Annotated in this window: 27 protein-coding genes; 13 read left to right on the top strand and 14 right to left on the bottom strand. The window is 58.4% G+C overall.

The genetic code is table 11. From position 1 onward, the window contains the following. Nucleotides 1-173: 173 nt before the first annotated feature. Nucleotides 174-1,304 carry a tRNA guanosine(34) transglycosylase Tgt gene (gene tgt / locus J7394_RS20510; RefSeq protein ID WP_209255845.1) on the bottom strand — a complete coding sequence of 377 codons (1,131 nt, stop codon included), beginning with the start codon at nucleotides 1,302-1,304 and terminating at the stop codon, nucleotides 174-176. A 63-nt stretch (nucleotides 1,305-1,367) separates the two neighbouring features. After that, the gene (locus J7394_RS20505) at nucleotides 1,368-2,279 is read right to left on the bottom strand and encodes a nucleoside hydrolase (RefSeq protein ID WP_209255844.1); all 912 of its coding nucleotides are present in this window, start codon (nucleotides 2,277-2,279) and stop codon (nucleotides 1,368-1,370) included. 175 nt (nucleotides 2,280-2,454) lie between these two features. On the opposite strand from J7394_RS20505, the gene J7394_RS20500 reads away from it, so the two are divergent. The 3 genes from J7394_RS20500 to J7394_RS20490 all read left to right on the top strand — a co-directional run bounded on the left by J7394_RS20500 (nucleotide 2,455) and on the right by J7394_RS20490 (nucleotide 4,178). Next, a complete protein-coding gene (locus tag J7394_RS20500; protein ID WP_209255843.1) occupies nucleotides 2,455-3,345 on the top strand; it encodes an SPFH domain-containing protein in 891 nt (296 codons plus the stop codon). Continuing rightward, nucleotides 3,345-3,623, top strand: a complete 279-nt coding sequence (locus tag J7394_RS20495) for an NfeD family protein (protein ID WP_170638804.1) — start codon at nucleotides 3,345-3,347, stop codon at nucleotides 3,621-3,623. The genes J7394_RS20500 and J7394_RS20495 overlap by 1 nt, the downstream gene beginning before the upstream one ends. Before the next feature lie 192 nt (nucleotides 3,624-3,815). Next, on the top strand, nucleotides 3,816-4,178 hold the full coding sequence (locus tag J7394_RS20490) for an SUF system Fe-S cluster assembly protein (RefSeq protein ID WP_209255842.1): 363 nt from the start codon (nucleotides 3,816-3,818) through the stop codon (nucleotides 4,176-4,178). Nucleotides 4,179-4,390: 212 nt separating this feature from the next. Here J7394_RS20490 and J7394_RS20485 read toward each other — a convergent pair whose 3' ends face one another. Continuing rightward, nucleotides 4,391-4,708 (bottom strand): hypothetical protein, encoded by a 318-nt coding sequence (locus tag J7394_RS20485; protein WP_371812111.1) that lies wholly within the window; start codon nucleotides 4,706-4,708, stop codon nucleotides 4,391-4,393. A gap of 227 nt (nucleotides 4,709-4,935) precedes the next feature. Here J7394_RS20485 and J7394_RS20480 point away from each other — a divergent pair, with 227 nt between their 5' ends. Then, entirely contained in the window at nucleotides 4,936-5,301 is a 366-nt protein-coding gene (locus J7394_RS20480; RefSeq protein ID WP_170467154.1) for an iron-sulfur cluster assembly accessory protein, read from the top strand. On the opposite strand, the gene J7394_RS20475 is transcribed toward J7394_RS20480, so the two are convergent. Beyond that, nucleotides 5,298-6,209: an isopenicillin N synthase family oxygenase gene (locus tag J7394_RS20475; protein ID WP_170483903.1), complete on the bottom strand. Its 912-nt coding sequence runs from the start codon at nucleotides 6,207-6,209 to the stop codon at nucleotides 5,298-5,300. The two genes, J7394_RS20480 and J7394_RS20475, sit on opposite strands and share 4 nt — an antisense overlap. A gap of 127 nt (nucleotides 6,210-6,336) precedes the next feature. Between J7394_RS20475 and tpiA the strand changes: the two genes are divergently transcribed. After that, complete coding sequence (gene tpiA / locus J7394_RS20470) at nucleotides 6,337-7,086, top strand: triose-phosphate isomerase (RefSeq protein WP_209255841.1); 750 nt, start codon at nucleotides 6,337-6,339, stop codon at nucleotides 7,084-7,086. Between the two features lie 12 nt (nucleotides 7,087-7,098). Here tpiA and J7394_RS20465 read toward each other — a convergent pair whose 3' ends face one another. The 7 genes from J7394_RS20465 to J7394_RS20435 all read right to left on the bottom strand — a co-directional run bounded on the left by J7394_RS20465 (nucleotide 7,099) and on the right by J7394_RS20435 (nucleotide 14,795). Continuing rightward, nucleotides 7,099-7,410 carry a multidrug efflux SMR transporter gene (locus J7394_RS20465; RefSeq protein WP_209255840.1) on the bottom strand — a complete coding sequence of 104 codons (312 nt, stop codon included), beginning with the start codon at nucleotides 7,408-7,410 and terminating at the stop codon, nucleotides 7,099-7,101. A 153-nt stretch (nucleotides 7,411-7,563) separates the two neighbouring features. After that, nucleotides 7,564-8,940, bottom strand: coding sequence for a TRAP transporter large permease (locus J7394_RS20460; RefSeq protein WP_209255839.1), 1,377 nt, complete (start codon nucleotides 8,938-8,940; stop codon nucleotides 7,564-7,566). After that, nucleotides 8,940-9,617 carry a TRAP transporter small permease gene (locus J7394_RS20455; protein WP_170373581.1) on the bottom strand — a complete coding sequence of 226 codons (678 nt, stop codon included), beginning with the start codon at nucleotides 9,615-9,617 and terminating at the stop codon, nucleotides 8,940-8,942. The genes J7394_RS20460 and J7394_RS20455 overlap by 1 nt, the downstream gene beginning before the upstream one ends. 114 nt (nucleotides 9,618-9,731) lie before the next feature. Beyond that, nucleotides 9,732-10,733, bottom strand: coding sequence for a DctP family TRAP transporter solute-binding subunit (locus tag J7394_RS20450; RefSeq protein ID WP_170458080.1), 1,002 nt, complete (start codon nucleotides 10,731-10,733; stop codon nucleotides 9,732-9,734). A gap of 356 nt (nucleotides 10,734-11,089) precedes the next feature. Further along, nucleotides 11,090-12,319 carry a sigma-54 dependent transcriptional regulator gene (locus J7394_RS20445; protein ID WP_209255838.1) on the bottom strand — a complete coding sequence of 410 codons (1,230 nt, stop codon included), beginning with the start codon at nucleotides 12,317-12,319 and terminating at the stop codon, nucleotides 11,090-11,092. Continuing rightward, nucleotides 12,316-14,049 carry an ATP-binding protein gene (locus J7394_RS20440; RefSeq protein WP_209255837.1) on the bottom strand — a complete coding sequence of 578 codons (1,734 nt, stop codon included), beginning with the start codon at nucleotides 14,047-14,049 and terminating at the stop codon, nucleotides 12,316-12,318. Before J7394_RS20440 ends, J7394_RS20445 begins: the two co-directional genes overlap by 4 nt. Nucleotides 14,050-14,315: 266 nt before the next feature. Further along, the gene (locus tag J7394_RS20435; RefSeq protein ID WP_170373577.1) at nucleotides 14,316-14,795 is read right to left on the bottom strand and encodes an Lrp/AsnC family transcriptional regulator; all 480 of its coding nucleotides are present in this window, start codon (nucleotides 14,793-14,795) and stop codon (nucleotides 14,316-14,318) included. A 141-nt stretch (nucleotides 14,796-14,936) separates the two neighbouring features. Between J7394_RS20435 and cobA the strand changes: the two genes are divergently transcribed. The 7 genes from cobA to infC all read left to right on the top strand — a co-directional run bounded on the left by cobA (nucleotide 14,937) and on the right by infC (nucleotide 20,577). Beyond that, on the top strand, nucleotides 14,937-15,713 hold the full coding sequence (cobA, locus tag J7394_RS20430) for a uroporphyrinogen-III C-methyltransferase (RefSeq protein ID WP_209255836.1): 777 nt from the start codon (nucleotides 14,937-14,939) through the stop codon (nucleotides 15,711-15,713). Further along, nucleotides 15,713-16,027, top strand: a complete 315-nt coding sequence (locus tag J7394_RS20425; protein WP_170373575.1) for a DUF2849 domain-containing protein — start codon at nucleotides 15,713-15,715, stop codon at nucleotides 16,025-16,027. The genes cobA and J7394_RS20425 overlap by 1 nt, the downstream gene beginning before the upstream one ends. Before the next feature lie 65 nt (nucleotides 16,028-16,092). Further along, on the top strand, nucleotides 16,093-17,757 hold the full coding sequence (locus J7394_RS20420) for a nitrite/sulfite reductase (RefSeq protein ID WP_209255835.1): 1,665 nt from the start codon (nucleotides 16,093-16,095) through the stop codon (nucleotides 17,755-17,757). Further along, on the top strand, nucleotides 17,747-18,508 hold the full coding sequence (locus J7394_RS20415; protein WP_209255834.1) for a phosphoadenylyl-sulfate reductase: 762 nt from the start codon (nucleotides 17,747-17,749) through the stop codon (nucleotides 18,506-18,508). Before J7394_RS20420 ends, J7394_RS20415 begins: the two co-directional genes overlap by 11 nt. Beyond that, a complete protein-coding gene (locus J7394_RS20410) occupies nucleotides 18,505-18,912 on the top strand; it encodes a DUF934 domain-containing protein (protein ID WP_209255833.1) in 408 nt (135 codons plus the stop codon). Before J7394_RS20415 ends, J7394_RS20410 begins: the two co-directional genes overlap by 4 nt. 106 nt (nucleotides 18,913-19,018) lie before the next feature. Continuing rightward, a complete protein-coding gene (locus J7394_RS20405) occupies nucleotides 19,019-19,870 on the top strand; it encodes a ferredoxin--NADP reductase (RefSeq protein ID WP_209255832.1) in 852 nt (283 codons plus the stop codon). 158 nt (nucleotides 19,871-20,028) lie between these two features. Then, on the top strand, nucleotides 20,029-20,577 hold the full coding sequence (gene infC, locus J7394_RS20400; RefSeq protein WP_170374292.1) for a translation initiation factor IF-3: 549 nt from the start codon (nucleotides 20,029-20,031) through the stop codon (nucleotides 20,575-20,577). A 54-nt stretch (nucleotides 20,578-20,631) separates the two neighbouring features. Here the strand turns inward: infC and J7394_RS20395 are convergent, their stop codons facing one another. The 3 genes from J7394_RS20395 to J7394_RS20385 form a co-directional block, all read right to left on the bottom strand. Continuing rightward, entirely contained in the window at nucleotides 20,632-21,021 is a 390-nt protein-coding gene (locus J7394_RS20395; protein WP_209255831.1) for a hypothetical protein, read from the bottom strand. Between the two features lie 75 nt (nucleotides 21,022-21,096). Beyond that, nucleotides 21,097-22,413 (bottom strand): aspartate aminotransferase family protein, encoded by a 1,317-nt coding sequence (locus J7394_RS20390; protein WP_209255830.1) that lies wholly within the window; start codon nucleotides 22,411-22,413, stop codon nucleotides 21,097-21,099. Next, complete coding sequence (locus J7394_RS20385; protein WP_209255829.1) at nucleotides 22,410-23,162, bottom strand: 3-keto-5-aminohexanoate cleavage protein; 753 nt, start codon at nucleotides 23,160-23,162, stop codon at nucleotides 22,410-22,412. Before J7394_RS20385 ends, J7394_RS20390 begins: the two co-directional genes overlap by 4 nt. A 176-nt stretch (nucleotides 23,163-23,338) precedes the next feature. Here J7394_RS20385 and J7394_RS20380 point away from each other — a divergent pair, with 176 nt between their 5' ends. Beyond that, nucleotides 23,339-24,151 carry a MurR/RpiR family transcriptional regulator gene (locus J7394_RS20380; protein WP_371812105.1) on the top strand — a complete coding sequence of 271 codons (813 nt, stop codon included), beginning with the start codon at nucleotides 23,339-23,341 and terminating at the stop codon, nucleotides 24,149-24,151. The last annotated feature ends 127 nt before the right edge of the window (nucleotides 24,152-24,278 follow it).

The raw sequence follows: 24,278 nt of genomic DNA, 5'->3' as shown, positions 1-24,278 counted from the left end.
TGGTCCCTACTTGAGGCAACCGCTGGCCGTCTCCTGTCTTGGATGGTTTAAGGTGGGGCTGTTACCGCCCTATTTCAACCTCACCACCGTGTCTCAATTCGCAGCATGACCAAAGGTTCTGCGGACCGCAAGGCGCGCTAGGAAGATATCCACCGAAATTGTGCCGGTGCCTGCTAAATCGGCTCAATATCGCCCTGCGTGCGCTGCGCATGGAAATTGGCCTGCCAGGCCTCAAACGTTCCTGCCGCAATAGCGTCACGCATACCCTGCATGATTTCCTGGAAGTAGTGCAGGTTATGCCAGGTCAACAGCATGCCCGAGATCATCTCATTCGAGCGGAAGACATGGTGCAGATAGGCGCGCGAGTAGTTCGAGCAGGCCGGGCATGTGCACTCTTCGTCCAGCGGGCGTGGATCATCGGCGTGGCGCGCATTCTTGATGTTCACCACACCGTGTCGCGTGAACACCTGGCCGGTGCGTCCGGACCGGGACGGCAAAACGCAATCCATCATGTCCACACCGCGCGCCACAGCGCCTACGATATCATCCGGTTTCCCCACGCCCATCAGGTAGCGCGGCTTGTCGGCAGGCAGGAAATCGGGGGCAAAATCGAGGCAGTCAAACATCGCCTCCTGCCCCTCACCCACGGCCAGACCGCCGATAGCGTAGCCCTCAAAACCGATCGCTTTCAACGCCTCGGCGCTTTCTTTGCGCAGGTCTTGCTCCAGCCCACCTTGCATAATCCCGAACAGCGCGTGACCCGGACGATCCCCGAACGCATCGCGCGACCGCTGCGCCCAACGCATCGACAGCTGCATCGACTCGGCGATACGCTTCCGGTCCGCAGGCAGTGAGGGGCATTCATCGAAACACATCACGATGTCCGACCCCAGCAGGCGCTGAATTTCCATCGACCGTTCCGGCGTCAACTCATGCTTGGAACCGTCAATATGGGATTTGAAGGTCACGCCCTTTTCGGTCAGCTTGCGCAACCCTGCCAGAGACATGACCTGAAACCCGCCTGAGTCGGTCAGGATAGGACGATCCCAATTCATGAACTTGTGCAACCCGCCCAAACGGTCGATCCGCTCTGCCGTGGGGCGCAGCATCAGGTGGTAAGTGTTGCCCAGCAGGATATCGGCCCCGGTCGCACGTACGCTTTCCGGCATCATCGCCTTAACCGTCGCTGCGGTGCCAACCGGCATGAAGGCAGGTGTGCGAACCTCGCCGCGTGGCGTGTTGATCACCCCGGTGCGGGCTTTGCCGTCGGTTGCTTTGAGGTCAAAGGAAAACTTCTGGGTCATATCATCATCTCGGATCGCGGAACCGGGCAGGATTTGCCCGATCCGCCGGGTCTTTGCAACCCGTCAGGGCAGAGAGGCCACGCGGGCCGTAAACAAATCAACAACCCCTGCCCCGTCAACGTCCCGGCAAACCCAAACCGGGGGGCGCGTCTCATCCGGAACTGTGGCTCCGATTGCCTTGCCTTCGGTTGCCACCTTCAATCCGGTCTGAACGGAATCGAACATATGATCATGGGTACAGGCGATGACGGCGGTCGAGTCGTGCAGGCCGCAGCCCTCCAACCCTCCGATCTCTTTATAGAATTTCAGGTAGAACCGAGAGATATCGCGCAGAAATGCCCCCATATCGGGCGATCTCAGGGCCAAATCCTCGAAATCAGCGCTCTTGTAGAGCGTTTTCAGTGTCACATCCAAACCGACCAGAACAGTCTCAGGCGGTGCCGAGAACACCGCGTCGGCGGCTAGGGCATCGTGGTAGATATTCGCTTCGGCATGTTCCGTGATGTTGCCGGGGCAATAGACTGCGCCGCCCATGATCGCCAGACGTTTGAGGTTGGAGGCGAATTCGGGATCCAAAGCCATTGCGTCCGCAATATTGGTCAATGGACCGACCGCGCACACGACAAGCTCACCCGGATGTTGGCGTGCCATTTCGACCAGAAACGCGGCCGCGCTCAGGTCGTGGTTTTGCCCGATCTCAGGGATTTCAGTCAGATCACCAAAGCCTTCCGGCCCATGCACATGCTCGGATGGGCTATGGTCGTCCTCGCCATGAGCAAAGGGGGCACCCTGCGCCACAGGGACAGCTAGTCCAAGTTTATCAACCAGATAGCGCGCATTGCGGCTGGATTGATGGACATGGGTGTTTCCGAAAACGGTGGTCAGCCCGATCAGGTCAATCTCGGGTGCGGCCGCAGCGTAGGCGATCGCCATTGCATCGTCGATGCCGGGGTCTGTGTCGATTATCAGTTTCATCCTCACCCGATAGCGCAAGCATTCACAGATGCAAAGCGGTCACTGTCTTTAGGTTCAGCCGTAAACTTCGGGTATTCTGGATTTGCAACCACCCAGGTTCCCGCCATACCAGAGTTGAAATCGGGCGACTCAATCCCCAAATGTATACTATAGTACACAATAAAAGAGGACAGTTATGACAGAAGAGCAGATCATCGGATTGCTTTCGTCGAATATCATTTACCTTTTGGCCGCCATTCTGGTGGTGGTCGTCATTTTCAAAGGTATCAAAATCGTTCCCCAATCTGAGAAATACGTGGTGGAACGGTTCGGACGCCTGCACTCGGTCCTTGGGCCGGGGATCAACTTTATCGTTCCGTTTCTGGATGTTGCACGTCACAAGATATCCATTCTTGAGCGTCAGCTGCCCAACGCAACGCAGGACGCGATCACCAAGGACAACGTGCTGGTGCAGATCGACACCTCGGTCTTCTACCGCATTCTCGAGCCGGAAAAGACCGTCTACCGTATCCGTGACGTAGACGGCGCGATTGCGACCACGGTCGCAGGGATCGTCCGGGCTGAAATCGGCAAGATGGATCTGGATGAAGTACAGTCGAACCGCGCCCAACTGATCTCACAGATACAGACAAGTGTCGAAACCGCCGTCGATGACTGGGGTATCGAAGTGACCCGGGCCGAGATTCTGGACGTGAACCTCGATCAGGCTACCCGTGATGCGATGCTGCAGCAGTTGAACGCCGAGCGCGCGCGTCGCGCGCAGGTCACTGAGGCAGAAGGTCAGAAACGCGCGGTCGAGCTGCAGGCGGACGCTGAACTCTACGCGGCCGAACAAACCGCAAAGGCCCGCCGCATTCAGGCCGAAGCCGAAGCCTACGCAACCGGCGTTGTTGCCAAGGCTATTCAGGACAACGGCATCGAGGCCGCTCAGTACCAGGTCGCCCTGAAACAGGTGGAATCGCTGAATGCTCTGGGTAATGGTACAGGTAAGCAGACGATTGTAGTGCCGGCCAATGCGCTCGAGGCGTTTGGCGATGCGTTCAAGATGCTCAAAGGGGTTAAATGATGGCAGACCCGTTTTGGATGACGTGGTGGATCTGGATGGCGGGCGCTCTAGCGCTCGGCATTCTCGAGATCGTCCTGCCCGGGTTCATCTTTCTCGGATTCGCCATCGGGGCAGCAGGTACTGGCCTGCTGCTGCTGATCCCGGGTCTTGCGCCCTCTCTGCCGGTTCTGATGCTGATCTTCGCGGTTCTGTCGCTGGTCGCATGGCTGGCCCTACGTAAAACCTTCGCGCACCCGCATGGGCAGGTGAAAACGTTTGAACGTGATATCAACGACTAAAGCGTTTCGGGTTTACCTGAAACACAAAGCGACACGAATGTCCCGAGAACGCTGAAAGCGTGGCAGGGTATTCGTGTCACGGGTTAACCCAAAACGCTGCAAGGATAGGCAGCGCCCAAGAGTCATTGCACGACTGGACGCTGCCAGACCTGTTCCCTATATAAACACTCAGGCAACTGACCCGAGGCAAAGATGACTCACCCGAGTGAACAGTTAGAAGGCGCACCCTTGATTGCGCCATCGAGCATTGAACACCCCCTGTATGATCAGGTGGTCGAAGCGTGCCGGACGGTCTTTGACCCGGAAATTCCGGTCAATATCTACGACCTGGGCCTGATCTATACGATCGACATCAAGGACGACAACGCCGTCAAGGTGATCATGACCCTGACCGCACCGGGCTGCCCCGTTGCCGGAGATATGCCCGGCTGGATCATGGAAGCCATCGAACCCGTTGCTGGCGTGAAGGAAGTCGACGTCGAACTGACCTGGGAACCGCCCTGGGGCATGGAAATGATGTCAGACGAAGCGCGGCTTGAACTGGGCTTTATGTAGCATCAGCACCCAACTAAGCCTTTGTCACAAAAGGTTAACCCGTCTGTTACCAAAGTGTAGAGCGACTGTCACAGTACTGCGGGACACATGCGGCGCACGTGTTTGCACTCCCAAACGCACTTGCACATGGGCCTGACTGGAAGACACCGCCCCCCATGGTACCGGCCCCGAAATTGGACCGCCCTTGCCCGAGGGCGGTCTTTCTTTAGCCCTTAGCTGACCCCGCACTTGGCTTGGATTTCAGCGGATCGCGCATCGAGCTGCTTGATGTAGTCGCCGGACAGCATCTTCAATCGCTTGTTCTCGGTCCCCGTCACCAAACCCAGCAAAGCGCCTGCAGGAGTGATAGCGGCAACGCTTTCCAATTGCTTGTCCTCAGCATGTTTCTTCTCAGCCGCAATCGCGCGCAGATCGCCTTCGGCTGTTGCGCAATTCACTGGGTGTCGTGTCTGACTTTCGTCGGCAAAGGACGGACCTGACACAAACAAAAGGGTTCCCCCAACAAAGAAAACCCCAAGAGATACTTTCACTTTGCGCTCTAACCCATTCATTTCACTTAAATCTCCCCAAAATGATCTCTGATCCCAACCGCGTGACTATGATCACCCAAAAACAGGCTAAGCCAATCCTCAATGCGAAAGCAACACGGACGCGCACGCGCATTCAGTATCAAATTTCATTTTATAAGGGCGCTCTGACTTGAGCCTGCTGAAAGACGACCCTAAATTACATCTATCGCGCGACGACGGAGACTCAGATGTTCGGCATCCCCGGCAAACAAGCCGTGACCATGACGCCCAAAGCGGCAGAGCAGATCACCCGCCTGATGAAGTCCGGCGGCCATGCCGGTCTGCGCATCGGTGTCAAGAAAGGCGGCTGCGCGGGCATGGAATATACCATGGACTACGTCGATGAGGCCGATCCTCATGACGAAGTTGTGGAACAAGACGGTGCGCGCGTGATGATTGCCCCAATGGCGCAGATGTTTCTGTTCGGCACCGAAATCGACTACGAGGTTTCGCTGCTGGAATCCGGGTTCAAGTTCAAGAACCCGAACGTTGTCGACGCCTGCGGCTGCGGCGAATCCATCAAGTTCGACGAAACCCTTGCCCAGCAATCCTAACCAGCGTTCAAGTGAATGTAGGTCTCATTATAGCGCCGTGTCAGGTGCTCTCCGGCGGTGATCACCTGATCTGACGTCGGAGGGGCCACGTTCGTGTGGTAGGACGGGTTGAAGAACAGCGGGACCGAGATCCTCTCATTCGTGCCGCCAACCACTCGATGCTCGGTCGCCTTGACGCGACCGGCGGTCCAGAACTCCAACATCTCACCAAAGTTGATGATGAACACGCCCGGCTCGGCTTCGACCTTTTCCCAGCTACCATCGGGCATCCGCACCTCAAGCCCCGCAGTGCCGTCGGTCGCCAAAAGGGTCACGCAGCCATAGTCGGTATGCGCGCCGATGCCGAAATCCTTCTCTCCGGCCCAATCAGGACGCTGCGGATAGTAGTTCCCACGCAGCAACGCCATGGGCGTGTCAAACGCGTCGTCAAAACTGTCCGAGCCGCGCCCCAGAGCCACCGCAATTGCGCGCAGAACGCGCATCGCAACGTCGCAGGCGTCGGTGTAATAGGACTGAACAGCCTCGCGGAACCCTTCAGGCTTTGTGGGCCAAAGGTTGGGGGCATAGACGCTGAGATTTTCTGCGCGATACGGGTTTTCCGGCGGCAGCTCAAAACCGCAATCGAACACTTCCTTGAAATCGGGATTCGCGTTTGGATCGACCTGTTCGGATTTCGGCGCGCCCCAACCTCGGTTCGAACCGGTTGACGCCATATCGACCGACTTTTTCTCCTGCTCGGGCAAATGGAAAAAGGCGCGGTAGGCTTCGATCATCTGCTGAACCCGCTCGGCGCTCAGCCCGGTATTGCCGACGGTCAAAAACCCCACCTGCCCGACGGCCCGCAGCAATCTGGCAAGCTCATCAATGTCCTGATTGTCCAGTTTTTCAAGGTTGAGTTTGTCGATCATGGGACCCTCGGAATCGCTGCGCGGACCCTGCCTTTCCAACACCGGAACTGCAACCGGAATTGTAAGGCCCGACCAAGGGTGGTATCGCAGGACAAAACCACAAGGTATCAACAAGGGGGACGCGGAGATGCGGCGCAAACTGGCGGCTGGAAACTGGAAAATGAACGGAACCAGCGCGGCGCTGAGCGAGTTGGACGCGCTTGCCGCGAAACACCCCTCGCCCAGCGTTGATGTGCTGATCTGTCCCCCCGCCACGCTGTTGCACCGGGCCGCGGAACGCACCCAAGGCACGGGCGTTGCCGTCGGTGGACAGGATTGCCACGCCGCACCTTCGGGTGCGCATACCGGCGACACCAGCGCCGAGATGCTGAAAGACGCCGGGGCCACGGCCGTGATTCTGGGCCATTCCGAACGACGCGAGGACCATGGCGAGCAGAACGAAGATGTACGCGCCAAGGCCAACGCCGTGATGGAGGCTGGCCTTCAGGCGATCATCTGCGTCGGCGAAAGCCTTGAGCAGCGCGAGGCCGCCAATACACTGGACATCATCGGAGGTCAGATGTCGGGCTCAATCCCGGACCGCTCCACCGGTGAGAACCTGATTGTCGCCTATGAACCGATCTGGGCCATCGGCACCGGCAAGGTTCCGACACTCGACGAGATCGGCGAGGTCCATGACTTCATCCGCGCCCGGCTTGAGCGTCGCTTTGGCGAGGGCGTCGGGCGCTCGGTGCGTCTGCTCTATGGTGGTTCGGTCAAACCGTCCAATGCGGCCGAGATTTTTGGTGTGTCCAATGTGGATGGCGCGTTGGTCGGTGGGGCCAGCCTGAAAGCTGCCGATTTTTCGGGTATTATCGACGCTCTTGAAAGTGTTTGAAACCGGCCTTTTTCAGGCCAGTTTCATTGTCACGATCCCGGCGATGATCAGCGCGGCAGCCAAAAGGCGCAGGGGCGTCAGAGCCTCGCCCATAACCGTCACGCCCACCAGAAACGCACCGACCGCACCAATACCGACCCAGATCGTGTAGGCTGTGCTCAGCGGCAGATCCCGCATCGCCAGGGACAACAAGCCAAACGAGCCAATCATGGAAATCCCCATGATCGCCGTCGGCCATAGCCGCGTGAAGCCGTCGGACTGCTTCATCGCACCCGCCCAAACAATCTCAAGAACTCCGGCAAAAACAAGCATGATCCATGCCATGAGGTAACCCCTTGTTCAAGCGGGTCGTCCCGCATGATCTACCCGAATTGGGGAGGTCGTCCTCGGCACCTTAGGTAAGCATTCATAGACGATCTTCAAGGCATGAAAAAAACCGGGCGGCAACACCGCCCGGTTTCCCAGCGCTAGGCCGCGCTAATTGGTTATGATTTCCGGCCCCATGAAGGTGTTGGGCAGGAAGGTCGATATCCACGGGATATACGTCACCATGATCAGGAAGACGAACAGCACAGCCAGGAACGGCAGCGCGGCCTTCACGACGCCCATCATCGGCATACCGGCAACGCCCGAGGTCACGAACAGGTTCAGCCCGACCGGAGGTGTGATCATCCCGATCTCCATGTTGACCACCATGATGATGCCCAGATGGATCGGATCGATGCCCAACTCGATCGCAATTGGGAACACCAGAGGCGCCACGATCACCAGCAGGCCCGAAGGCTCCATGAACTGACCACCGATCAGCAGGATCACGTTTACCACGATCAGGAAGGTCACCGGACCCAGCCCGGCCGACAGCATGGCGCTGGCGATATGTTGCGGGACCTGCTCATCCGTCAGCACGTGCTTAAGGATCAACGCGTTGGCGATCACGAACAAAAGCGTGACGGTCAGCTTGCCGGCCTCGAACAGCGTGTGCTTGGTATCGGGGTGGAAGAAAGCCGTGAGCAACGCATAGGGCTTTTTAAGCAACGACAGGTTCTGCGTGCCTTCCTCGGTGCTAAGCGGCCCCATATCCTTGTAGACAAAGCTTGCGATGAAGAAAGCATAGACAGCAGCCACCGCAGCAGCCTCGGTCGGGGTAAAGATGCCCCCATAGATACCGCCGAGGATGATCACGATCAGGAACAGGCCCCAACCGGCCTCGCGGGCGGAGACAAAGATCTCACCCCAACCCTTCCAATCGCCCTTGGGCAGGTTCTTGACCTTGGCCATGACGTAAATGGTGATCATAAGCATCACACCCGCCATCAGGCCAGGGATGACCCCCGCAAGGAACATACGCCCGACCGAGACCTCAACGGCGGCCGCGTAAACAACCATCACAATCGACGGCGGGATCAGGATACCCAGCGTACCGGCGTTACAGATCACACCGGCGGCGAACTCCTTGGAATAGCCAACCTGACGCATCCCTGCGATGACGATTGAGCCGATGGCCACAACTGTTGCAGGAGAAGACCCCGAAAGCGCCGCGAAGAGCATACAGGCAAACACGCCCGCAATCGCCAGACCGCCCGGAAGGTGCCCCACACAGGCAATCGAGAACCGGATGATCCGCCGTGCCACCCCTCCGGTCGTCATGAAGGACGAGGCGAGGATAAAGAACGGGATCGCCAGAAGGGTAAAGTGCCCCTCGAACGCCTCAAACAGCGTGCCTGCAACCGAAGCTAGTGAGCTGTCTGAATAGATCAGCAGGAATAGGGTCGAGCTGAGGCCAAGTGCCACCGCAATCGGAACCCCGATCAGCAGCAGGCCGATGACCATGGAAAATAGAAGTACAACGTCCATTAGTCATGCTCTCCTTGCTGCGCACGAACCTCTTCGATCTCGTCCTCAACCTCGTGACTGGCGACCAGACGATCCGCTTCACCACGCCAGATCTGCACAGCGACCTGCGCAAAGCGGATCACCAGCAGCAACATCGACAGCGGTAGGATGAAGTAAGGAACAACTTTGGGCAGCTTTTCGTAATATTCGCCGTAGTTGATCAAGTCCTCGAGAAAGCGGAAAGGCGCGATCATCGGGATATCGTCAACTTCGTAAAAGCTCTGACTGCGCGCGTCAAAATTCAGACCCGTGGGAAACCAGCGCCCAGAGGTTGGCGGCAGATCAGCGAAGACAGCCCAATAATCATAGGACCCCTTCAGCAACAGCAGCGAAAACGCCAGGCAACAGGCAACCGAGATCAGCGCCAGAATTCGACGCGGCGCAGGGGCCAGCATGTTCAGGATCGCATCCACACCCAGATGGGCGTGTTTCTTGACGGCGTAAGACGCCCCCAAAAGCACCAGCCATCCAAACAGGAAGACCGTCAGCTCAAGCGCCCACAGGATATTCGAGTTGAAGAAGAACCGCGCGATCACGTTGGCAAAGGTCACGGCCGTCATCAGGCCAAGTAGCACCGCGATCAGGGTTTCTTCGATATGGTCGACCAGCCCAGCCGGGCCGGATTTCGCACCAGACATCTATCTGTCCCCACATTTTTTGTGATGATGAGAGTGTTGGGGCGGGCCTATTCCGGCCCGCCCGGCCTGCGCGCAGATTACTCCCCAGTCCCCAGCGCGCGGCCTGAACTGGGATCAGAACCCAGCGTTAATGGCCTGAGCGGCGTCGATCTTGTCCTGACCTACGTCATCCGCGAACTGGTCCCAAACCGGCTTCATTGTGTCGACCCAGGCCTGACGCTGTTCTGGCGTCAGCTGACGAATGATGCCACCCGCTTCGGTGATTGAGGCCTTGGCAGCTTCGTTCACGGCAAAGGCCTCTTTGTTACGGGTCTCGGTGACCTCAGCCAGAATGGTCAGGAATTGATCACGCACTTCGGGGTCGAGGCTGTCCAGCCAGTCCACCGAGGTCACGACCAGATAGTCGATGATACCATGGTTGGTCTCGGTGATGCCGTCCTGCACCTCAAAGAACTTCTTGCCATAGATGTTCGACCAGGTGTTCTCCTGACCGTCGACAACACCCTGTTGCAGCGCGCCATAGACTTCCGAGAACGCCATCTTTTGCGGGCTGCCACCGATAGCTTCCATCTGCGCAACCAGCACGTCCGAGGACTGCACGCGGAACTTCAGACCATCTGCATCAGCCGGAGTTTCCAGCGGCTTGTTCGCCGACATTTGCTTCATGCCATTGTGCCAGAACGCCAGCCCCTGCAGACCACGGCGTTGCATGCTGTCCTTCATTGCCTGACCGGCATCCGACGCCTGGAAGGCATCCACTGCGTCAATGTTCTTGAACATGAACGGTAGATCGAACAGGCGGAACTGCTTGGTAAACTTTTCGAATTTGGACAGCGAGGGTGCGGCCAGTTGCACGTCGCCCTGAAGCATCGCCTCAAGAACCTTGTCATCATTGTAGAGCGTCGAGTTCGGATAGACCTCAACGCACATGACGCCCTGCATCTCGTCATTGACACGCTGCTCCAGCAGAGACGCAGCGATACCCTTGGGGTGCTTGTCGGTGTTTGTCACATGCGCGAACTTTACGACGATCTCACCGTCGTCACACGCAGCCATACCCGCCGTCGCCGTTACCGTCAAAGCCAGCGCTGTGGCCGCTGTTGTTAGGAATTTCATCTGTTTTCCTCCCAGACTTCCTCGAATTGTCTCATCGGCCCCATTTCGGCACCGTATGGACGGCAGTGAACCGACTGCTTCACGGTGAGACAACAATTTGTAACAGGCTTTGCGACGTTAGGACTTTTCGCATTAAAACAGCACATTACAACCTGTATTTAAAACACGAAATTCGACCACTCGCGCACATGTGCGAAATCCCGCACATCTCTCGACGGGGCTGTGCGGAATCCCGCACAGTTTTTCGAATCACCTCCGAATCGCTCTGGCACCACCCGCAGTCCGCCTTGGCGGGCTGCTTGGCCCAACAGCTTTAACCGCATGCAAATGCGGGCAAAGCTGGCGGGAGGCCCCCCCTATCGCCGGTAGTCCTCGGGCCGAATCTGATAGCGCGCCAGTTTGTCGTAGAACGTCTTGCGTGGCAGCTTCAGCGCCTTCGCCGCGTCCGAGGCCTTTCCGTTGTGCCGCCCCAACGCAGCGATAAGCAACGAGCGTTCCACCCGTGCCATCTGCTCGTTCAAGCCCAGATCCGTCGCCTCTGCAATCTCCTCGGGCATCCCCAAAACAAACCGCATGGCCGAGGACATCAAAGAGCGCGCATTGCCCGGCCAATCGCTGGCCATCAAAGCTGCAAGATGCTCAGGTGACACGTCCGGCTCAGCGATCCCCGCCTGCTCGGCGGCCTGGGCAACATAGTGACGAAACAGGGTCGGGATATCCTCGGGGCGCTCCGCCAGAGACGGAATGCGCACCCGCATCACATCCAAACGGTAGTAGAGATCGGCGTTGAATCGGCCCTCGGCAGAGATCGCAGACAGGTCCGAGGTCGTGCCCGCAATAATCCGCGCCCCTGCACCGCGCTCAATCACGTCCAGCGCTTCATACTGAGTCGATTGCGGCATGGCCGAAATCTCGTCCAGAAACAGGGACCCGCCCTTGGCATCTTCGCAGGCTTGGATGAATTCCTGAACGCTCAACCCGGCCGCCGCGCGTTTGACGAACGGTCCCTGCCCAACGGGCGACATCAGATGCACAACCTCGGCAACCTTGGAAATCCCGCTACCCGCCGGGCCGGTGACCAGTACCTCGGCGCCAGTCGGAGCAACACTGCGCACCCGCTCACGCAAGGCCTCGGCATGAGGCGAAAGGCCGAACAAAAGCCGCGCCGCGGGGTCTCCGCGTTCCAGCTCGGACTTCAGCGCCCGCTGCTGGATGATATGCGCGCGGGCGTCAAACGCCCGGTCGAGCACCGCCAGAAGGTCCGCCGCAGCACAGGGTTTCTCCAGAAAGTCGAAGGCCCCCTGCCCCATGGCCTGAACCGCCATCGGAATGTCACCCTCACCCGTCAGCAAAACCACCGGCAGCTCCGGGTCGATTTCTTGCGCGTAGCTGAGCAGATGAAACCCATCCCGCCCGGGCATCCGGATATCTGACAGGATCACCCCCGGAAAATCAGCCCGAATGTGGTCTTTGGCAGCGACAAAAGACCCCGCCGCAATCGGCTGATACTCCGCCAGTTCGAGGGTCTGGGCCAATGCCTCGCGCACCGCAGCGTCGTCATCCACCAACAAAACGACCCGCGTCATGCTGCCTGCTCCTTCTCGCAAGGCTCAAGCTCGACCGTGAACTCTGCCCCTTCTTCCGTGTTGATCCCACGGATGTTGCCCCCGAAGCTCTGAACCAAACCGTAGGAGATCGAAAGCCCAAGCCCCATCCCTTCGGAAGAGCCAACAGCCTTGGTCGAATAAAACGGCTCGAACAGCTTTTCAGTGTTCTCTATCCCCGGCCCGATGTCCCGCACGGTAACCGAGAGCCTTTCGCCGGGATGAATAGCGATCTGAATACGGCGGTCTTCCTGCTGGCTCATCGCATCGGCCGCGTTGTTGATCAGGTTCACAAAAACCTGCACCAAACGGACCTCGCCCCCCCAGGCAAAGACAGGATGTTCGGGCGCGGTCCAGTCCAGCGAGACATTTTCGGAACGCAGCCGAGCCTCGGTCAACTCGACAGCAGCGTTCAGAACCTGCACCAGATCCACGCGCCCCATCGGTTCGCTTTCATTGCGGGCAAATGCGCGCAGGTTCTTGATGATCCGCGCCATACGCGCCGCCATCTGAGAAATTCGACCCAGATTTTCCGCGGCTTTCTCGGATTTCCCTCTCTCCATGAAGGCTGAGCCATTGTCGGCAAACTGCTGGATCGCCATCAAAGGCTGGTTCAATTCGTGGCTGATCCCAGCGGACATCTGTCCCAAAGCGCTCAGCTTACCAGCCTGAACAAGATCGGCCTGCGCGCGCTTCAGGGCGGCTTCGGCCTCCTGCCGCTCTGCGATCTCGCGGCGCAGTGCGGCGTTTGCTTTCGTCAGATCTTTGGTGCGTTTTGCCACACGGGTTTCCAAGACGGCATTCGCCTCTGTCAGCGTGCGCCTCCGCTCGGTTGCCAGAAACAGCAGCGCGCCGAAAGCCAAACAGAGGGCTGCGACTGTCGCCGCCTGCAAACCAGCCAGTCGCCGGGCCGGAGCGACATCCATCAGGACCTCTCCGGTCATGCCGATCACCGGCAATTCCTTGACAAGATGCAAAGCCCGACGCGGCAGATATGGGCTCCAATCCAGCGTCCAGAGTTCATATGGCCCCAAACGCCGTGCCTGAAATGAAACCATCTGCCCATCCGGAGGAGTCAAGCCAACCTCCTCACCCACGCGTTGCCACATCAGCAGTTCCAACCGGTTTGAAATGAAGACCAGACCGGAGTGGTCGACAAAGAACACCGCTTCGGTGCTGCCACGCCAAGTTTGCTCAATGTCCTCAACGTCAGCAATCACGATCAAAGCCCCGATAACCGCTCCGCTCTCATCGAAATCGGGTGCAGCATAGGTGAATATACGATTGCCGGGTCCCGGCAGAATGCCATGTGCGCTTCCCAATGCGCCTTGCATGGCGCGTGTGAAGGCCGGATTGTCCTGGACCGAACCTGCGACTCCTTCATGTGCAGAGGCCAGAACCGCCCCGGAGCGGTCGGCATAGAGAACATCGACCGCTGCCGTTTTATCCGCGACCTCCAATAGCAAAGCCTGCGCGGTGGCGCGTCCGGATAGCGTATTGAGATCTTCAAGCACCGGGTGGCTGGCCATCAACACCGCAAGTTCCTGATAGACTTGCAACTGCGTCGTCAACCGATCCGCCGCCAGATCCAAATCCGCCTCGGCCTTTTCGCTGAGTTGAAACACAGCCTGCCGGTAGCCGTAGAACCATACAGCCGAAGACAAAACTCCGACCATCAGTAGAAATCCGGCAATGACCAAAATGCGTTGCATGTCCTAAGGTCTTGCATTGGCGGCGTCTTATGGCAAGTCTGCACAACTTCCAAAAAGCTTTGCGCCAGACTGCAACCCATCGCGAAGGCGATACAAATCTGCCTCCGGGCGGGCGAAAGATTCAGGAAAATCGCGCGGGCGCGCGATGCCTTCGGCGGGGATATTTAGGGCCAGATGAAGCATGGGATCCTTTATTCATCTGGCTAAAAATATCTCGGGGGAGTCGCCCCTTCAGGGGCGGCGGGGGCAGCGCCCCCAGTCTATTGCTAGCTCTCCACCAATGCGTTGAGAGGCAGCATCGTGGTCGACTTGATCTCTTCCATCGACAAAAGGGCGGTCACGTTGTGAACACGCACCTCTGATATCAGCTGTTGGTAGAACTGATCATAGGCGCGGGCATTCTTGACCCTCACTTTCAGAATATAGTCGATGTCCCCTGCCAGCCGATGGGCCTCTTGGACTTCTGGTTGATCACGCAGGGCCTTCAGGAACTTGCGCTGCCATTCGGCCTCATGCTCAGAGGTCCGGATCAAGACGAAGAACGTGGCCTCGAAACCCAGCGCTTCGGCATCCAGCAAAACGGTCTGCTGGCCGATGATACCGGCCCCCTTCAACTTGCGGATTCGATTCCAAACAGGCGTCTTGGAACTGCCGACCTGCGCCGCTATTTCGTCCAGAGATTGGCTGGCATCGCGCTGCAGCTCAGCCAGAATTTTCCGATCTGTGTCGTCTATTCGCACCGACATTCCAATTTTCCTTACGTTTCGAAACCAGCGTTCCAAATTTCAAATCCAACAGAACGTATGTTCTTATTTGGCGCGACATATGGCGCTATAGCGGGAATATTTCCTATATATCAGGACAAGTCAAACCAACTGGAACAGAAGATGACGCAGTCGGAGTCACAACATATCCTAGGCCACGTCGATTTTGTCGGCGCAGGACCCGGTGATCCGGATTTGCTCACGCTCAAGGCCGTCAAGGCCTTTGAGCGGGCCGATGTCGTGCTGCATGATCGCCTGATCAGCGCAGAGGTTCTGAAACTGGCTGGTCAGTCCGCCATTCTGGTCGATGTTGGCAAGGCCGGTTTCGGGCCTTCGTGGAAACAGGAAGACATCGACGCGCTGCTTGTTTCTCACGCCCTTAAAGGCCAACGTATTGTGCGTTTGAAATCGGGCGACCCGACTGTGTTCGGGCGTCTGGATGAAGAGATTGAGGCGGTCGCGGCCGCAGGTATCTCGTGGCAGATCGTGCCGGGTATCACTGCGGCCTCTGCCGCCGTGGCCGGGATCGGTCAAAGCCTGACGCGTCGTGGTCGCAACTCCTCGGTTCGGTTTCTGACCGGCCACGATATGAAGGGGTTCGCGGATCACGACTGGGCGGCCCTTGCGCGCGAGGGATCGGTTGCGGCGGTCTATATGGGCAAGAAATCAGCACGCTTCATTCAGGGGCGCCTGATCATGCACGGTGCCGACCGCCAGACGCCTGTGACGCTGATCGAGAACGCCTCGCGCCCCGACCAACGCATTCTGGAAACCAATCTGGATCGTTTGCCAAAAGATCTGGCTGCTGCCGAGATGGACGGCCCAGCCCTCATGTTTTATGGCCTCGCCCCGCGCCAAGCGGCTCAGGCCCTGACCGAATTCAAGAAGGAGCATGCCTGATGGCCCGCGCTTTTACCCCTAAAGTCGTCACCGCCAACGATCTGCTCGAAGGTGACGTGATCTATCAGACCGAGGATGACCGCTGGTCGCGTGAACTGTCCGAGGCCGAGCTGATCACCGATGAGGCCCATGCGCAGGTCCGTTTGCTGGATGCGGCACGTCAGGCGAACAAGATCGTCGGCGCGTATCTGGCCGATGCCGTGGCTGGTGAAAACGGCCCCGAACCCACCCATTTCCGAGAGGAGTTCCGCCGCACCGGACCCTCGAACTATGCCCATGGCAAGCAGGAAACACAGTCGCAGCCCCGGGCCTGACCTCTGGCCCCTATCTCCCCATTTAGGCCCCAAGGTTTCGGGGCTGCATTTAAGGACAGCTACACATGTATCGCTACTCCGAGTTTGACACAGCATTCCTGGCCGAGCGTAACCGCCAGTTCCGCGCACAGGTCGAACGCCGCATCGACGGCTCGCTGACGGAAGATGAGTTCAAGCCGCTGCGCCTGATGAACGGCCTGTATCTGCAGCTGCACGCCTATATGCTGCGGGTTGCTATTCCCTATGGCACGCTCTCAAGCGCGCAGATGCGCCAACTGGCCCTGCTGGCTGAGAAGTGGGACAAGGGCTATGGCCATTTCACCACCCGTCAGAACATCCAGTACAACTGGCCGAAACTGAAAGACGTGCCGGACATGCTGGACGCGCTGGCTGAGGTTGGCATGCACGCTATCCAGACCTCGGGCAACACGATCCGCAACGTAACCGCGGACCATTTCGCAGGTGCCGCCGCGGATGAGGTCGCCGACCCGCGCCCCTATGCCGAACTGCTGCGCCAGTGGTCGACCGACCACCCGGAATTCCAGTTCATGCCGCGTAAGTTCAAGATCGCCATCACCGGGTCCGAAAACGACCGCGCCGTGATCAAGGCGCATGACATCGGCCTGCAACTGGTTGAACGTGACGGCGTTCTGGGCGCCCGCGTCATCGTAGGCGGTGGCCTGGGCCGCACGCCGATGATCGGCAAGGAACTGTCCGAATTCGTCGCTTTCGACGACCTGCTGGCTTACCTCGAAGCCACTGTTTCCGTGTGGAACCAGATCGGTCGCCGCGACAACAAGTACAAGGCACGTATCAAGATCACCGTGCACGAGCATGGCATCGACGCCATCCGTGCCAAGGTCAACGAACGCTTTCTGCAGGTTCGCCCACAGTTCAAAGGCGCGGACATGAACCTGCTGGACGAGATCAAGACGCACTTTGCTGCGCCTGAATTCCGTCAGGCCTCGGTCGCGTCTTTTGAAAGCGCGTACAGCAACGATCCGGTCTTCCGGTCGTGGATCGACACCAACATCGCGCCGCACAAGAACGCGGACCACGCGATCGTCACGATCTCGATCAAGAAGCACGGCAAAACGCCGGGCGATGCAACAGCCGAGCAGATGCGCGCCATGGCTGATCTGGCCGAAGAGTTCGCTTATGACGAGCTGCGCATCAGCCATGAGCAGAACGTGATCCTGCCGCATGTGCACAAATCGGACCTGCCCGCGATCCACGCTAAGCTGAAAGAGCACGAGCTGGCCACCGCCAATATCGGCCTTATCAGCGACATCATCGCCTGCCCCGGCATGGACTATTGCGCCTTGGCGACGGCCCGCTCGATCCCGGTTGCAGAACAAATCGCGACCCGCTTTGACGAGTTGAAGCTGGAGCATGATATCGGCCACCTGAAGATCAAGATCTCGGGCTGCATCAACGCCTGTGGTCACCACCATGTCGGCCATATCGGCATTCTGGGTCTGGATCGTGCGGGCGTCGAAAACTACCAGATCACTCTGGGCGGCGACGGCACCGAGACCGCGGCTATTGGCGACCGCACAGGTCCCGGCTTTGCCTATGATGAGATCGTTCCGGCCGTCGAGCGCATAGTGCAGGCCTATCTGAACCAGCGGGAGAGCGCTGAAGAAACCTTCCTGGAAACCTACCGCCGCGTCGGTATGGCGCCCTTCAAGGCTGCACTCTACCCCGAGGCACAGGCCAATGCCGCTTGACCTGATCCAGACGGAACTGGGTAAAGACCGCGCTGAACTGACCGAAAAGGTCAACGCGCTGAACGCCCGGTTCCGCCATCACTCGGCGCATGATGTCATGCACGGGGCGATTGAGGAAATCGACGATCTGGCTCTGGTCTCAAGCTTTGGGGCCGAGTCGGTTGTTCTGTTGCACATGGCTGCCGTTGTCGACCAGATGACGCCGGTTCTGTTCGTTGACACCATGATGTTGTTTGCGGAAACGCTTGAATATCAGCAAGACGTCAGCGAACGCCTCGGCCTGAAGAACGTCAAGATCATCCGCGCCGAGGATGAGGACATTCAGCGTGAGGACCCCTATGGCGCGCTGCGTCTGCGGGATACGGATGCGTGCTGCAACCTGCGCAAGACCTTTCCGCTGCAACAGGCCCTTGCCGGCTATTGCGGTTGGATCACCGGTCGCAAACGGTTTCAGGCGGGCACCCGCGCCGCGCTCGAGTTCTTTGAGGTCGAGGACGGCACTGGCCGCATCAAGGTCAACCCGCTGGCCCATTGGGCGCCCGAGGACGTGCGCGCCTATATGGATGAAAACAACCTGCCCCGCCATCCGCTGGTGGCCAAAGGCTATCCCTCGATCGGTTGTGCGCCCTGCACCTCGCCGGTCAAGGAAGGCGAAGACCCCCGCGCCGGACGTTGGCGCGACCAGAACAAAGAAGAATGCGGCATCCATTTTGTCGATGGCAAAATGGTGCGCGCCGGAGAGAAAACATGAACGTAATTGTATCGGATGAGGGGTTCTCCCCCGATGACTGGACCGACGGCTATGTCACGCTTGAGGACGCGGCCAATGATGTTGTGGCGCTTGATGTGGCTTCGGACACCGACCCGGATGAACTGATCGACCGTCTCGGCAACGCCCAGATGGTGCGGGTGGACTTCCCGTCCTCGGCGGATGGTCGCGGTTTCACCATTGCCCGCGTGCTGCGCCTGAAAGGCTACACGGGCCGTTTGCGCGCCAAAGGGCATGTTCTGGCCGACCAATACGCCATGGCCCGCCGCAGCGGCTTTGACGAGGTCGAGATCGACGACGCGCTTGCCGCGCGTCAGCCCGAAGATCAGTGGTTGGCCCGCGCCAACTGGGAAGAAAACAACTACCAGGCCCGCCTGCGGGGCTGACCCCGCCATCGCCAGCTTGTGACACTAAAGGGGCATTTCGCCCCTTTTCCTGACTTGGATCAAAGATTAAACGGAGATGTCGGTTTAGCAGACCGATAGCGAAACGATGACAGAGATGAAGCCCGTGAGTGAAGCAACCGCCGTAAAGGCCCCCGTTCTGCCGGACACCCAGACCGTGACCGAGGTCAAACACTGGACCGACAGCCTGTTCTCGTTCCGGGTGTCGCGCCCTGCGACGCTGCGCTTTCGCTCGGGTGAGTTCGTGATGATCGGCCTGATGGGCGATCCTGATCCCAAAACTGGTCGGCAGAAACCGCTGCTGCGCGCCTACTCGATTGCGTCTCCGTCCTGGGACGAAGAGCTGGAGTTCTACTCGATCAAGGTACAGGACGGCCCGCTGACCTCGAAACTGCAGCACATCCAGCCCGGCGACCAGATCATCCTGCGGCCCAAACCCGTGGGCACGCTGGTGCATGACGCCCTGCTGCCCGGCAAACGCCTGTGGTTCTTCGCCACCGGCACCGGCTTTGCCCCTTTCGCCTCGCTGCTGCGCGAGCCTCAAACCTATGAGGACTATGACGAGGTGATCATCACCCACACCTGCCGCGAAGTGGCCGAGCTGGAATATGGCCGCCAGTTGATCGAAAACATCCGTCAGGACGAAATGCTGGCCGAGCTGATGGGCGAAGGCTTTGCCGACAAGATCCGCTACTACCCAACAACGACTCGGGAAGAGAGCCCGAAGATGGGCCGCATTACCAACCTGCTGAAAGACGGCACCGTGTTTGCCGATCTGGGGATCGAAGGCGGTATCAAGCCGGAAACCGACCGTGCGATGGTCTGCGGTTCGCTGGCATTCAACTTGGACATCAAGGAAATCCTCGAGGAATTCGGCCTGCGCGAAGGCGCAAACTCGGAGCCCAAAGAGTTCGTGATCGAAAAAGCATTTGTCGGCTGATCAACCTGTTTGGCCGGGTCCATCGGGTCCCGGCCAGCTGTTTCCTGTGTTCAATCGTGGGAATTTCCAGTCTTTAAGCCTTTATGCTGCTTGAAACACTGCGCGCACCCGTCTAAATTCCCACCTCGAAATTCTGCAATAATCAAAGGAATGAACCCATAGCTCGCAGACCCCACAACGCGCCGCCGCAGAGAGACACTGGCCCGCGCGTCAATGAAAAGATACGTGCCCCCGAAATCCGCCTGATTGGTGCCGAAGGTGAAAATGTCGGGGTGGTTCATCCCGCCAAAGCCATGCAACTTGCCGCCGATGCCGGCCTTGACTTGGTCGAGATCTCGCCCAATGCGAACCCGCCGGTCTGCAAGATCATGGACTTTGGCAAGTTCAAGTACGAACAGCAGAAACGCGAAAGCGAAGCCCGCAAGAAACAAAAAATCATCGAGGTGAAAGAGGTCAAATTCCGGCCCAACACCGACACGCATGACTATGAAGTCAAAATGAAGAACGTCTATAAGTTCTTGGAAAAGGGCGACAAGGTCAAAGTCACCCTGCGCTTCCGCGGCCGTGAGATGGCGCACCAAAACCTGGGTCGCGAACTGCTGGAGCGCGTTGCCGAAGACATTAAGGAACTGGGCAAGGTTGAGAATATGCCCAAGATGGAAGGCCGTCAGATGATCATGATGATCGGCCCGCTGCCGCAGAAATAACTCGGTCCATCAGTGCAAATGTCCAAGCCCCTTCGACCTCCGAAGGGGCTTTTTTCATCCCGTTTTACGGTCGCGCATCCAGTGGGCTGCATCCCGCACGTCGAATACCAACGAGATGACATCGACAACCAGCAGCAGACACAGGAATCCAACATAGGCCGGATTGAGCGTTTCTGCTGCGCTCAGAAGCCCCACAACCACGATCACCAAAGGAATCCAGCACAGGAGATGCGGAAGGGCCATTGCCCCGCTCATCCCACGCGCGGCAATCATGATCGGCAGGTTCAACGCCATCCCTGTGATCGCAAGAGCGGCAATCAAAACCCCCTGCGGCTGGTCCAGAAAGAACAGCGGCATCAGGTTGACCGGAACCAAAATCACGGCCACCCAGATTTGAACCCAAAGGGATAGCCCTCGGAAACTCTGCCAAATATCCTGCACCATATGGTCGCGACCTTTTTTCAGTTCGCGCCAAAATTAGCGAAATTGCGTGGGGCGGAAAGAGCTGTCACGGGATTGTCAGATCACGGCGGCGATCGCCCGGCCAAGCTTGGCGACAAGCTCGTCAATCTGCTCCTCTTCGATGATGAAGGGCGGAGCCAGAAGGATATGATCACCGGCCTTGCCGTCTCGCGTTCCCGACATCGGATAGCAGATCAACCCTTCGGCCATTGCAGCCTTTTTGATCTTTGCAGCCACACCCAGCGCTGGATCGAACGGAGTTTTTCTTTCGCGATCCGCGACCAGCTCAATCCCGCGAAACAGGCCCCGGCCCCGGATATCGCCCACATGGGCGTGCTGCCCAAAAGCCTTTTCCAGCGTTGATTGAAGTTTAGCCCCCATAGCACCGGCCCGCGCGGGCAAGTCTCGGCTGGTCAACTCACGAACCACCGCCAAGGCCGCAGCCGTCGCCACCGGATGGCCAATATAGGTATGACCATGCTGGAAAAAGCCCGAGCCCTGTTGGATCGCATCATAGATTTTGTCCGTGCAGAGCATCGCTCCAATCGGTTGATACCCGGCCCCCAACCCCTTGGCGATGCACAGAATGTCCGGTGAGACGCCATCGTGATCGCAGGCAAACAGATGCCCGGTTCGGCCCATCCCACACATCACTTCATCAAGGATCAGCAGAACCCCGTATTGGTCACAAATCTCGCGAATGCGCTTGAAATACCCCTCGACCGCCGGAACAGCACCGAGGGTCGCCCCGACAACTGGTTCCGCCATGAAGGCCATAACAGTTTCCGGTCCAAGACGCAGGATCTCCTGCTCCAACTCATTCGCAACGCGCTGACCGTAGTCAAAGCTGCTCTCACCCTCGGGCTTTTCCGCGTATTCATAACACGGCGCGATATGGGTCATCTCGATCAGCATCGGCGCGAATTGCGCCCGCCGCCAAGCATTGCCGCCCGCAGACAATGCACCCAGAGTATTGCCGTGATAGCTTTGACGCCGCGCGATCACATGGCGACGTTCAGGCTGACCGATCTCAAGAAAATACTGTCGCGCCAGCTTGATCGCGGCCTCGGTCGCCTCAGAGCCGCCGGACACGAAATACACCCGGTCCAGATCACCCGGAGCATGCTGAATCAGCAGATCGGCCAGCTCTTCCGCCGGTTCCGAGGTCATGAAACCGCTATGGGCAAAGGCAATCTGCTCAACCTGCTGCTGAACAGCTTCGATCACAGCACGGTTAGAATGACCCAAACAAGACACGGCCGCATCGCCACAATCCAGATAGCGTTTGCCCTCGGCATCAATCAGGTAACATCCGTCGCCGCCTGCCGCGATGGGCAACTCGGCTTTGGTATGGCGCGGAAACACATGGCTCATTCTTGTTCTCCTTTGATCAACGACACGAGTGCTTCAACCGATGCCGCGTTGTTCGCCCAGGTTTGACCCGAGGAATCCGTCAGGCTGTTCTCAAACCCGACGCGCACATCTCCGCCCTGCCGCGCGGCCTTCAGCAAACACGCATGTTCCTTTGCCCCAAACGCGCAGAGCATCCACGGACCACCCTCTAGCGGAAACTGATCCAAGTCTTCGGGCGCGGATTCCTGCCCCGTCGCATATCGGCCCAAGACAAACAGGCGATCCACCTGCCCGTCCCTGACAACGCCTTCAGCCTGCAGTCGCGCCAACAAAGCCGCGTCCTCCGCATCGTAGAGGATGTGTTGCACGCGCGTCCCCTGATCATGGCACAGGCCGTAGACCCGATCCGCCATCTCCGCGACTTCGCGCACAGAGATCGAGGCCCAAGTGGGGCGCACTTGCCGCAAGCACTCGAATTGAGCCTCTACGTCATAGACCCCTGCCGCTTCGGTCGTGATCTGCACCTCCAGACCCGGCAACTGCTGACGCAACTCACCCAGGGCTTCACGATACAGCCCCGCATCCAAAGAGTGCCGCCCCTCCGAATCCCGGACATGCAGATGCAGCCCGTCCGCTCCGGCTGCGTGGCAGTCATGCGCGGTTTGAAGGGTTTCCCGCAAGCTCACCGGTAGCAGAGGATGATCCGCATGCCCGCGCCGCGCCCCATTGGGAGCAACAAGGACATATGGTTTTGGGGCGGTGGACGTCATTAAACTCTCCGTTCTGTGTGGGTTCGATCTACGCTCATCCAGATCGTTTTCAATTGGCAATTCTAAAAACATATGTTTTCTTCTGTTTTATGACCGATGCGCTCAGCCCTCTGATCTCTGCCCTCCGGCAAACAATCGACCAAATGCCTCCGCAACTACAGGCGGCAGCTAAATATGTGATAGACCATCCGGGCGACTTTGGCCTCGACCCGATCCGAACGACCGCGACAAAGATCGGTGTCAGCTCAAACGTTCTCGTCCGCCTCGCCCAACGGATGGGCTTTGATAGCTACAACGCCTTCCGCAGCCCCTTTCGACATGCCCTAGTCACGGATGGCGAGGGTCGCTTGGATCAGGACTGGTTGAGCGCGGAGCGAACAGACGCTTCGTTCGACACCGCTCAGGCAGGGTTTGCACGCAATGAAATGAACGTCGTGGCAAGATCCCTACGTTTGATGGACCCGGTGAAAACAAATGCCGTGATCCAGCTTATTTTAGACGCAAACCGCTGCTTCATAACAGCAACGCGCGCAAGCTATGCGCTCGCTCATTACTTCCACTATGCAGGCCGCATGGCCCATCCGGGTTTGCAACTGATCCCGCGTCACATGGGGTCCGCAACCGACGATTTGCTGGATGCGGGGCCGGATGATTGTCTGCTGGCTATAACCGTTCGACCCTATTCGTCCGAGACGATCCGAACCATGCGCTTCGCCGCGGACCGAGGTTTGAAGATCATCCTGATCTCGGACAGCGATATGATCGCGCCAGGTATTCGCCCGGACATGAGCCTGCAGATCAGCACGCGGTCGATGCACCACTTCTCTAGCTTTTCCGGAGCGATGGCCGTTCTAGAATGCCTGCTCAGCCACCTGTTCGCAGCTGGTGGAGAAAACGCCCTGCGCCGCGTGGAAGCCTATGAGAAAACACGCGAAGACACCGGGGCCTATTGGCAACCTGCAAAGCTACCGAAGGTTAGAAAACCATAGCAAAAGCCCCGGGGTTTTACCCGGGGCTTTAGGGTTTATTGTTATTGTGTTTACGAGCAGTCTTGGACGGCGCGTTTTGTCAACACTCCAACCAAATGCGCGCGGTAGGTTTTGCTGCCGTGCAGGT

The sequence above is a fragment of the Ruegeria sp. R13_0 genome, from assembly GCF_017743995.1.
Classification (GTDB): Bacteria; Pseudomonadota; Alphaproteobacteria; order Rhodobacterales; family Rhodobacteraceae; genus Ruegeria.
The sequence above is the reverse complement of the archived record's forward strand: the minus strand, read 5'-3'. Positions and strand labels throughout refer to the sequence as shown.

Excerpts from the sequence above, each read along its gene's own strand:
- tgt (WP_209255845.1), bottom strand. The coding sequence starts at position 1,304 with ATGACCCAGAAGTTTTCCTTTGACCTCAAAGCAACCGACGGCAAAGCC.
- J7394_RS20505 (WP_209255844.1), bottom strand. The coding sequence starts at position 2,279 with ATGAAACTGATAATCGACACAGACCCCGGCATCGACGATGCAATGGCG.
- J7394_RS20500 (WP_209255843.1), top strand. The coding sequence starts at position 2,455 with ATGACAGAAGAGCAGATCATCGGATTGCTTTCGTCGAATATCATTTAC.
- J7394_RS20495 (WP_170638804.1), top strand. The coding sequence starts at position 3,345 with ATGGCAGACCCGTTTTGGATGACGTGGTGGATCTGGATGGCGGGCGCT.
- J7394_RS20490 (WP_209255842.1), top strand. The coding sequence starts at position 3,816 with ATGACTCACCCGAGTGAACAGTTAGAAGGCGCACCCTTGATTGCGCCA.
- J7394_RS20480 (WP_170467154.1), top strand. The coding sequence starts at position 4,936 with ATGTTCGGCATCCCCGGCAAACAAGCCGTGACCATGACGCCCAAAGCG.
- J7394_RS20475 (WP_170483903.1), bottom strand. The coding sequence starts at position 6,209 with ATGATCGACAAACTCAACCTTGAAAAACTGGACAATCAGGACATTGAT.
- tpiA (WP_209255841.1), top strand. The coding sequence starts at position 6,337 with ATGCGGCGCAAACTGGCGGCTGGAAACTGGAAAATGAACGGAACCAGC.
- J7394_RS20465 (WP_209255840.1), bottom strand. The coding sequence starts at position 7,410 with ATGGCATGGATCATGCTTGTTTTTGCCGGAGTTCTTGAGATTGTTTGG.
- J7394_RS20460 (WP_209255839.1), bottom strand. The coding sequence starts at position 8,940 with ATGGACGTTGTACTTCTATTTTCCATGGTCATCGGCCTGCTGCTGATC.
- J7394_RS20455 (WP_170373581.1), bottom strand. The coding sequence starts at position 9,617 with ATGTCTGGTGCGAAATCCGGCCCGGCTGGGCTGGTCGACCATATCGAA.
- J7394_RS20450 (WP_170458080.1), bottom strand. The coding sequence starts at position 10,733 with ATGAAATTCCTAACAACAGCGGCCACAGCGCTGGCTTTGACGGTAACG.
- J7394_RS20445 (WP_209255838.1), bottom strand. The coding sequence starts at position 12,319 with ATGACGCGGGTCGTTTTGTTGGTGGATGACGACGCTGCGGTGCGCGAG.
- J7394_RS20440 (WP_209255837.1), bottom strand. The coding sequence starts at position 14,049 with ATGCAACGCATTTTGGTCATTGCCGGATTTCTACTGATGGTCGGAGTT.
- J7394_RS20435 (WP_170373577.1), bottom strand. The coding sequence starts at position 14,795 with ATGTCGGTGCGAATAGACGACACAGATCGGAAAATTCTGGCTGAGCTG.
- cobA (WP_209255836.1), top strand. The coding sequence starts at position 14,937 with ATGACGCAGTCGGAGTCACAACATATCCTAGGCCACGTCGATTTTGTC.
- J7394_RS20425 (WP_170373575.1), top strand. The coding sequence starts at position 15,713 with ATGGCCCGCGCTTTTACCCCTAAAGTCGTCACCGCCAACGATCTGCTC.
- J7394_RS20420 (WP_209255835.1), top strand. The coding sequence starts at position 16,093 with ATGTATCGCTACTCCGAGTTTGACACAGCATTCCTGGCCGAGCGTAAC.
- J7394_RS20415 (WP_209255834.1), top strand. The coding sequence starts at position 17,747 with ATGCCGCTTGACCTGATCCAGACGGAACTGGGTAAAGACCGCGCTGAA.
- J7394_RS20410 (WP_209255833.1), top strand. The coding sequence starts at position 18,505 with ATGAACGTAATTGTATCGGATGAGGGGTTCTCCCCCGATGACTGGACC.
- J7394_RS20405 (WP_209255832.1), top strand. The coding sequence starts at position 19,019 with ATGACAGAGATGAAGCCCGTGAGTGAAGCAACCGCCGTAAAGGCCCCC.
- J7394_RS20395 (WP_209255831.1), bottom strand. The coding sequence starts at position 21,021 with ATGGTGCAGGATATTTGGCAGAGTTTCCGAGGGCTATCCCTTTGGGTT.
- J7394_RS20390 (WP_209255830.1), bottom strand. The coding sequence starts at position 22,413 with ATGAGCCATGTGTTTCCGCGCCATACCAAAGCCGAGTTGCCCATCGCG.
- J7394_RS20385 (WP_209255829.1), bottom strand. The coding sequence starts at position 23,162 with ATGACGTCCACCGCCCCAAAACCATATGTCCTTGTTGCTCCCAATGGG.